Source organism: Myceligenerans indicum (genome assembly GCF_016742955.1).
Taxonomy (GTDB): Bacteria; Actinomycetota; Actinomycetes; order Actinomycetales; family Cellulomonadaceae; genus Myceligenerans; species Myceligenerans indicum.
Window position 1 is genome coordinate 1 of record NZ_JABBYC010000088.1, and the last position, 7,602, is coordinate 7,602.

The following is a 7,602-nucleotide window of genomic DNA, read 5'->3' on the forward strand; positions in this document are numbered from 1 at the left end:
GACAACGTCGAGGTCCTCGAGAACGAACAGAGAGCTTGGTCGCCTCTGATCCTCGGGGACCTCGACCCCCACCACCAGCAGCGTGCTCACCGGCAAGCCGCCGCCCCTACCGGATGTCCCATGAGCCGACTAACCCCTGCACGATCCAGGTCAGAAGCTACTGGAGCCACATCAGCGACAGCTGACGGGGCTCCAGTTTCGCTACCGCGAACGCACATGATGTCAAGAACTGCCCGGCCGTGCGCCCCACAGCTCACGTTCAGCGCGTGAGACCAACTCACCGAAAGACAGCCGCCGTCCCGCTACATCGGAAATCAGCCGCTCACGCTGCGCAGTGTTCATCCGGCGACCCACAACTCGCTCCGCTTGACGAAAAGCGGATGACTGCCTCTCGCCAACGCGTTCCTCCCACGGGACATCGGCCAGCAAGGAGTCGACCGGATCGTGCAGAAGCTTCTTCCAACTACGTTCGATCAAGGCCCGCTCTGTGGGAAAGTGAGCCGAGAGCTTGCTAAAGAAATCCGAGCCGCGCGAACGCAGAGCCTGAAGAAATTCGGACTCATTCGCGATACCCCGTCTAGTCTCTCCATCCCCAGAGACAGTTATCTGTAGCACCCCCTTAGATGCTCGATAAAATTCGACCTGGATGGGCTGGTCCGGGAATCTGAAGGAGCCTGCCCCCGTCGCCCGTAGCGTCGAAACAGAATCTGCCAGATAGGCCCACAAGGGGTACACGAAGTCCCAGAGTCGAGTATCGATCAGAGCACAGTCACCAATAGCAATCTCAACTGCGCCTTCAATGAGGTCAATCTCTGTCGATATATCCTGCACCGAATCGAATCGAATGAACTCGAGAGGGCGGATCATCGCGTAGCTCTCGACAACGATCATCGGTAATCAGTGCGGGTAGAACTGGCCAATTGTGCCATTTCTAATTCCCATCGTGTAGGTCACCCCTCCGTATACACCTTCCACCTGATAGATGTCGCTGACTCCTCGACTCGAAATGAGTCCACGATTCTGTTGAGTAACGCTTCTAATCGCGTCCTCGACGTCTTGGATCGACATGTTTTTCCTGAAATTCGTCTGCTTCGCCTTGTCCGGCCCCGTCCGGTACGAAGGGTGGTGACGCTCCAGAAAGTGCTGCATCCGCTCTTTGGTCAGGCGCAGATGCTGGTCACCCATCTGGATGTAGCGCGTTTGCCAGCCCTTTAGGGCGTCACGCGCGTCATTCACACCACAGCTGCTGTTGTGAACGAGGACCGGCCTCGCCCCCGCCAGCACATAGTACGTGTGGAGGTCAGAGACGGTGAGGTTATAGGCCGCGTCGGTCTCGCGGGTGTGAGGATCGACCGGCCGGGTGACGGTGGCGGTGCGCCCGCTCGCAGTGAGGACGTGTTCGCCGCGGTCAAGCTCCTCGGCTCCCTCCCATGTCTGGTCGGTGACCGACCAGTAGGGGTGGTCCTCGGTGGTGACGATCAGTTCGTTGTCGACTTCGAACTCGTACAGGTCGTCCTGGTGCACCCACAGGTGGGTCACCAGCCTGGCGCCCTGTTCCCCCGTCTCCGGGTCGGTGGCAAGGACCTCGTCGCCGATCTCTATCTCGCTGATCGGTTTGTGGGTTCCATCGGCCATCAGAACGGGCGTCGTGGCGGCAAAGCTGCGCTTGCCTCCGACAGGACACACGGCGCCGACCGTCTCGAGGAGCTTTCGGGCCTTCTTCTGTTTCTTGAAGAACGCGACGGTGCCGTCGATAACGCGGTACAGAGCCTTGATTGCCTTGGCACCCTTGCCCGCGGGGGTGATGCCCGCGGCCAGCCAGGCGCAGGAGGCGACGTCGGCCTCGATGCATCCCATGAGGTCGTTCCAGCCCACGAAGTCCTTGAGCAGGTCCCAACCCAGATCGATGACGACATCAGTGACCGTCATGTTCGAGACCTCGCGCGCCTCGGCGATCTCCGCGGACTCGACCGTGGTGTCCTCCAGCTCGCCACCGGGTGCGCTGCTGCCGCCACCAGAGCTCGTACCGCCTCCGGTTCCACCCCCACCAGAGCCACCGCCGGAGCCACGCCCGCCGGAACCCGGTCCATGAGTGTGTTGCACCGCGGCCCTGATCTGGTCCGGGGTGTCACCGTGGAGCGTGTCCGAAGCGAACTCGCGCAGCCCGGCCGGGTCGGAGTACGTGGTGGGGTTACTGTGCGAGTAGGCGTATCCGTGCCACTGCTGGGGGTCGGTCAAGTCCAGGACCGGATCGAGGGTGATGAACCTCCCCAGCTGCGGGTCGTAATACCGCGCGCCCAGCAGGGTCAGTCCGGTGCCGTCGCGGAACTCGCTCAGGAACCCTCCCCGAGGCCCCGGAGCCCATGAGCCACCACGCAGGTTGCCGTACGGGTCGGTGTACGTGCGCTCCACCGCGTCCGTGGCCGGGTTCGTGTTCGGGACACGTGCCACGGTGGTGCCGTGGTGGTCGTTCACCATGGACATGACGCCACCCAGGCCGGCGCCATCGCGCATCGCGACCGTCTGCCCGGCGAACTGGTAGTAGCGGGTCGTCTGAATCACGCCGGTGGTCTTCTTCAAGAAGACTTCACTGCCGCCCGGCAGTGTGACGTAGACGTTGTCATAGAGGAACCGCACCAGCCGCGTGCCGTCCGCGTCATAGACGTAGTCGCGCTCCGCGCTCCCGGTCCCCACGTGGGTCAGCTCGGACTCCGCGTCCCAGCCCAGTGCATCCGAGGCGGAACCGTTCGCGTGCTGGCGCACGGTCATCCGGCCGGCGTCGTCGTAGGCGTAATCGGCGCCCACCGTGGTCTCGCTGCCGTCGGTCGCGCGTGTGGTGACGTCGATGCCGGTCACCGCATGTGGGCCGGCGCCGTCGACGCCCAAGCCCTGCCCGTGCTCGTACGCCGTGATCGTGGCCACGCCATCGGGAGCGTGCTCGATCTGACGGGTACGGTTGCCGACCTGGTCGAACTCCCACTCCGTCCAATACGGCGCCGCACCACCCATCGCGCCGGTGAACGCGTCCTGGGAGCAGTCACCGTTCCCGGGTGTCCAGGCCTCGGTCAGCCTGTTCAGGATGTCGTACGAGTAGCACTGTGTGTCCTGCTGGGCCGCCATGTGCGCGGCATCGGGCTGATCCGCCTGGGAGAGCACGTTCCCGGCGTCGTCGTAGGTGTACGACACGTCGAGCTCCGAGCCGACGACGTCCTCGCGGTACAGGCCGATGTTCGCCAGCCGGCGCGTGCCCGCGTCGTACTGGTAGGTCGCGGTGGCGCCGTACGTGTTCCCCAGATCGACCTTGGCCATCTCGCCGTTCGCGTCCACCGACCGGCTCACCACGCCGGTTCCCGGCGCGACGTCGACAGAGGTCACGTGCGTCGAGAGCGCGCCGGCGCCGTCCGGATCCGGGCTGGTCTTTACCACGCGGGTCGGCCAGCCGGCAGCGTCCTCCGTGTAGGCGGTGGTCGTGGCCCGTCCCAGCGCCCGCGACTCGCGAGGATCCCGCCCCGCAACCACGACACGACCGCCCCGCAGCGGTCTCGCATCGTGGTCTCACCATGCGGCCCGTGCTTCCGCCCGGAGACGGCGGCGCGGTAGCGTGCGCGGCATGACTCGTCGAATGTGCAGCTGACTCCAGCGCACCCCCTGACGCTCGCGGGCGTGCGCTCCCACGCACCCCGCCCCGCACGAGAGCCGCAGGAGAGTCCCATGACGATCGAGGCACACCACGTCCCGGCCGTTCCCGGCCCCGAGATCGACGTCCCGTTCCCACCGCACGCGACCGGCCTGAGCGGCCCGGCCGCCCCGCCGCGTGAGCCTGGCACGGCGCCCGTGCCCGCGAGCGGCGCCTGGCGTGAGGGAGACCACGCAGGACGGCGCCGGTTCGCCGACCTGGGCGCCTTCGACCTGGAGGCGGGCGGTCGACTGCCTGCGGTGCGCACCTCCTACGAGACCTGGGGCGAGCTCGCCCCGGACGGCTCCAACGCCGTCCTCGTGCTGCATGCGCTCACCGGTGACAGCCATGTGACCGGTGAGGCCGAGCCCGGGCACGTCACGGACGGGTGGTGGCAGGATCTCGTGGGCCCGGGCCGGCCGATCGACACCGACCGGTACTTCGTCGTGGCGCCGAACGCCCTCGGCGGCTGTCAGGGCACGACGGGCCCGGCCTCGACGGCGCCCGACGGGCAGCCGTGGGGAGGCCGGTTCCCGTTCGTCACCACGCGCGACCAGGTGGCGGTCGAGGTGGCGCTGGCCCGCGAGCTCGGCATCGACGGCTGGGAACTGGTGATCGGCGGGTCGATGGGCGGCCTGCGCGCGCTCGAGTGGGCGATCCAGGGCCCGGAGGCGGGCATCGAGGTGCGGAACGTCGCCGCGATCGCGACCACGGCCCAGGTAGGTGGCGACCAGATCGCCTGGTCGCACCCGCAGCTCGCGGCGATCCGCGCGGACGGGGGTTTCCGCGGAGGCGACTACTACGACGCACCCGACGACGCCGGGCCGCACCGCGGCCTGGCGATCGCACGGCAGATCGCGCACGCGACCTACCGCACCTCCTCCGAGCTCGACACCCGGTTCGGACGCCTGCCGCAGGGCGGGGAGAACCCGTTCGACGGCGGCCGGTTCGCCGTGCAGTCGTACCTGGACCACCACGGGGACAAGCTGGCCCGGCGCTTCGACGCGAACTCCTACGTGGTGCTCACGGAGTCGATGAACTCCCACGATCTGGGCCGGGACCGAGGCGGCGTCGAACTGGCGCTGTCCGCGATCACGGCGCGCACCCTGGTGGTCGCGGTGGACTCCGACCGGCTGTTCCCGCCGGAGCAGTCGGCCCGGCTCGTGCGGGGCATCCGGAACTCCGATCCGCTGCGGATCATCACCAGCGACCACGGCCACGACGGCTTCCTCGTGGAGGGCGACCAGCTCGCCCCGATCGTCCAGGAGTTCCTCGCCGGCCTCTGAGCCGTGCCCGAGTGCCAGGTCAGCGTGCCAGGTCAGCGTGCCGGGTCGCGTTCGGGTCGTCGATGTCGGTGTCCCGGCCTACCTTGGAGGCGGGTCCGGCCCGCGCCGCCGAGCGGCGGTAGCCACGCCGGCCCGTCCACGCCCGCACCGCACGATGCCGTCGGAGACCGGCGGTCCGAGGAGACGATCATGACCAGGCTCAACCCCTATCTCAGCTTCAGGACCGAGGCCCGCTCCGCACTGGAGTTCTACCGGTCGGTGCTCGGCGGCGACCTGAACATCAGCGTCTTCGGTGACATGCCGATGCCGGGCATGGAGCAGGCGGACGGGAACCTGGTGATGCACGGACAGCTCGACGCACCGAACGGCCTCACCCTCATGGCTTCCGACTCCCCGCAGGGCGTGTCACCGTACGAGGCCCCCACGTCCGGTGTGACCGTCGCGCTCACCGGCTCGTCCGCGGACCACGGGTACATCGCCACGGCGTTCGAGAAGCTGTCCGACGGCGCGAGCGACGTCCTGCCGTTCGAGAAGGCGCCCTGGGGCGACTACTACGGCCAGCTGAAGGACAAGTTCGGGATCTCCTGGATGTTCGACGCCAGCACGCCGGAGAGCGAGGCGGAGCAGGCTGCCGATCAGGGGTGACACCCGCTTCACGGCCCGTGAAAGCGCGCCCGGAACCAGAGGCATAGCATCGCGGAGACGAAGCATGAGCCGAGCGAGACACGTCCCGCACACAGGTGACAAGTGTCACGGGACCTTCACCGGGACGTGTTTCAGGTCACCACGGCCCGCGCCGTAAGATTTTGCGGACCGTGGTCATCGGGGCCACGGCCGAGGAACCGGGGGAACGCCGCTATGCCACTGTTCGAGGTCGACGCCACGCGGCCCTTCCTCGTGCAGAGTTCCGGCAGCAACGCAGGTGGCGAGCCCGGCGTCCACACCTCGGCGCACCGCGTGGTCGAGTCGCACATCGACGGCCTCCTGGGCGAGCAGGTCTTCCCGGTGGCGCAGGGTTCCGGGCCGGACGAGCCTCACCTCCTGGCGCTCGACGCCTCGGGGCTCCCGGTCGTCGTGGAACTGGTCGCGGATCTGGACAAGTCGACGCTGACGCGCGCCCTCGACCATGCCGGGGCTGCCGGGCGCCTCACCCGCGGAGAACTGGCCGCTCGGTACCACGGCGGACAGCACAGATTCGCGCACGACGTCGCCGACTTCTACGACAGCGTCCCGATCACGCAGTCGAGCAGCCCCAAGAGCGGCGGCGGGGCCCGCCTGATCATCATCTGCCAGAACGCACCGCAGGAGATCCTCAACGCCGTCGACTTCCTGCGCCAGCCCACCATGCCGGTGGAGGTGCTGAAGATGGACGTGGTCAAGTCCGACGACGGACGCCGCTTCCTCGATGTGTCACCCCTGGTCATTCACCTCCCTCCGGGCCTGCCGTCGCCCCGGCAGGCAGACCGCGACTCGATCACCCGGGGGAAGACGCCGGAGCATGTGACACCGGAGCCGGTCGCGTCCGCGCCCATGTTCACCTCCCGGTCGAAGAGCGCGGAGGCCGACCCCTTCGCGGAGGGGGTCAAGGTCGGGTACGCGCTGACCGGGAAGCTGCCCGTCGTCGCGCACGAGTCGAGGGCGGCTGCCGCCGGGTGGACGGCGGAGCGCGCCGAACCGGCCGGGTCGCCCCCTTCGGAGCCGACGGAATCCGCCCAGCCCGCCGGGCAGGGCCGGAACCCTGCCCGGGGGCTGCGCCGGTCTCTCACCCGCAGCGAGACCCCGGCCGCCTCAGGAACCACACCCGGTTCCGACAGCGGGCGGCCGCTCCCGCAGAGCCGTTCGGCACGCCGGGCGATGGCGGAACGAGAGGCGGCGGCCCCGGCGAGCGCCCCCACCCCCGCGCCGCTGTCCGCCGACCCGCCCGCGCTGTCCACCGAGCGCCCAGGCCCGCGGAGTGAGGCGTCGGCGCCGACACCGGTTCCGCCTCGGAGCGCCACGAGCGCAGAGCCTGACCCGTCGGCACCGTCGTCGGACACGCTTCCCCGTGCTCCGAAGCCGGCGCAGGCACCGATGCGGCGACGCTCGCGAAAGGACCGGTTCGCCAGCGCGCCGGACGAGCGACCCGCCCCATCGGCCACGCCGCCCGAAGAGTTCACGCCGCCGGCCGCGCAGCTCTCGCCCGCTCCGCAGGCACCGGAGCAGACCGGGCAGACGTTCGGTTCGGCCCCCACGGACGCGCAGGCCCCGTTCGGGAACGACGGCGCCGCGTTCACCTCGCACTCCCCGGTGCCGCCGCCCCCCGCGCCCGAGGCATCTCCGGCGGACCTGCCCGCACCGGCCCCGGCGGTCGAGGAGAACCTCTGGCAGCCGGCCGGCTACGAGAACGGCTATCCCGCCCCGGCGGGACCGTCCGTCCCGGCAGAACCTCATGCACCGGCGGAGCCGTTCGCCCCCGCCGGCCCCTTCACACCGCCGGACCCGTTCGGACAGGCCGACCCGTTCGGGCAGGCGGAGCCGTTCGGACAGGCAGAGCCGTTCGGACAGCCGGACCCGTTCGGACAAGCAGAGCCGTTCGGACAGGCCGACCCGTTCGCCCCGGCCCCTGTCTCTTATACACATCTGACGCTGCCGACGATAAGG

4 protein-coding genes and 1 pseudogene are annotated in these 7,602 nt (G+C 68.7%); 3 read left to right on the forward strand and 2 right to left on the reverse strand.

Features of this window, described 5'->3' with window-relative positions; genetic code table 11:
* Nucleotides 1-222 precede the first annotated feature (222 nt).
* Nucleotides 223-891 (reverse strand): hypothetical protein, encoded by a 669-nt coding sequence (locus tag HGK34_RS21500; RefSeq protein WP_201851335.1) that lies wholly within the window; start codon nucleotides 889-891, stop codon nucleotides 223-225.
* A gap of 6 nt (nucleotides 892-897) precedes the next feature.
* Nucleotides 898-3,327 (reverse strand): polymorphic toxin-type HINT domain-containing protein, encoded by a 2,430-nt coding sequence (locus HGK34_RS21505; protein WP_201851337.1) that lies wholly within the window; start codon nucleotides 3,325-3,327, stop codon nucleotides 898-900.
* Nucleotides 3,328-3,711: 384 nt separating this feature from the next.
* On the opposite strand from HGK34_RS21505, the gene metX reads away from it, so the two are divergent.
* The 3 genes and pseudogenes from metX to HGK34_RS21520 all read left to right on the forward strand — a co-directional run.
* The gene (metX, locus tag HGK34_RS21510) at nucleotides 3,712-4,962 is read left to right on the forward strand and encodes a homoserine O-acetyltransferase MetX (RefSeq protein ID WP_201851338.1); all 1,251 of its coding nucleotides are present in this window, start codon (nucleotides 3,712-3,714) and stop codon (nucleotides 4,960-4,962) included.
* 189 nt (nucleotides 4,963-5,151) lie between these two features.
* The gene (locus tag HGK34_RS21515; RefSeq protein ID WP_201851340.1) at nucleotides 5,152-5,607 is read left to right on the forward strand and encodes a VOC family protein; all 456 of its coding nucleotides are present in this window, start codon (nucleotides 5,152-5,154) and stop codon (nucleotides 5,605-5,607) included.
* A gap of 213 nt (nucleotides 5,608-5,820) precedes the next feature.
* Nucleotides 5,821-7,602 (forward strand): annotated as a pseudogene (locus HGK34_RS21520) (hypothetical protein); the annotation flags it as partial.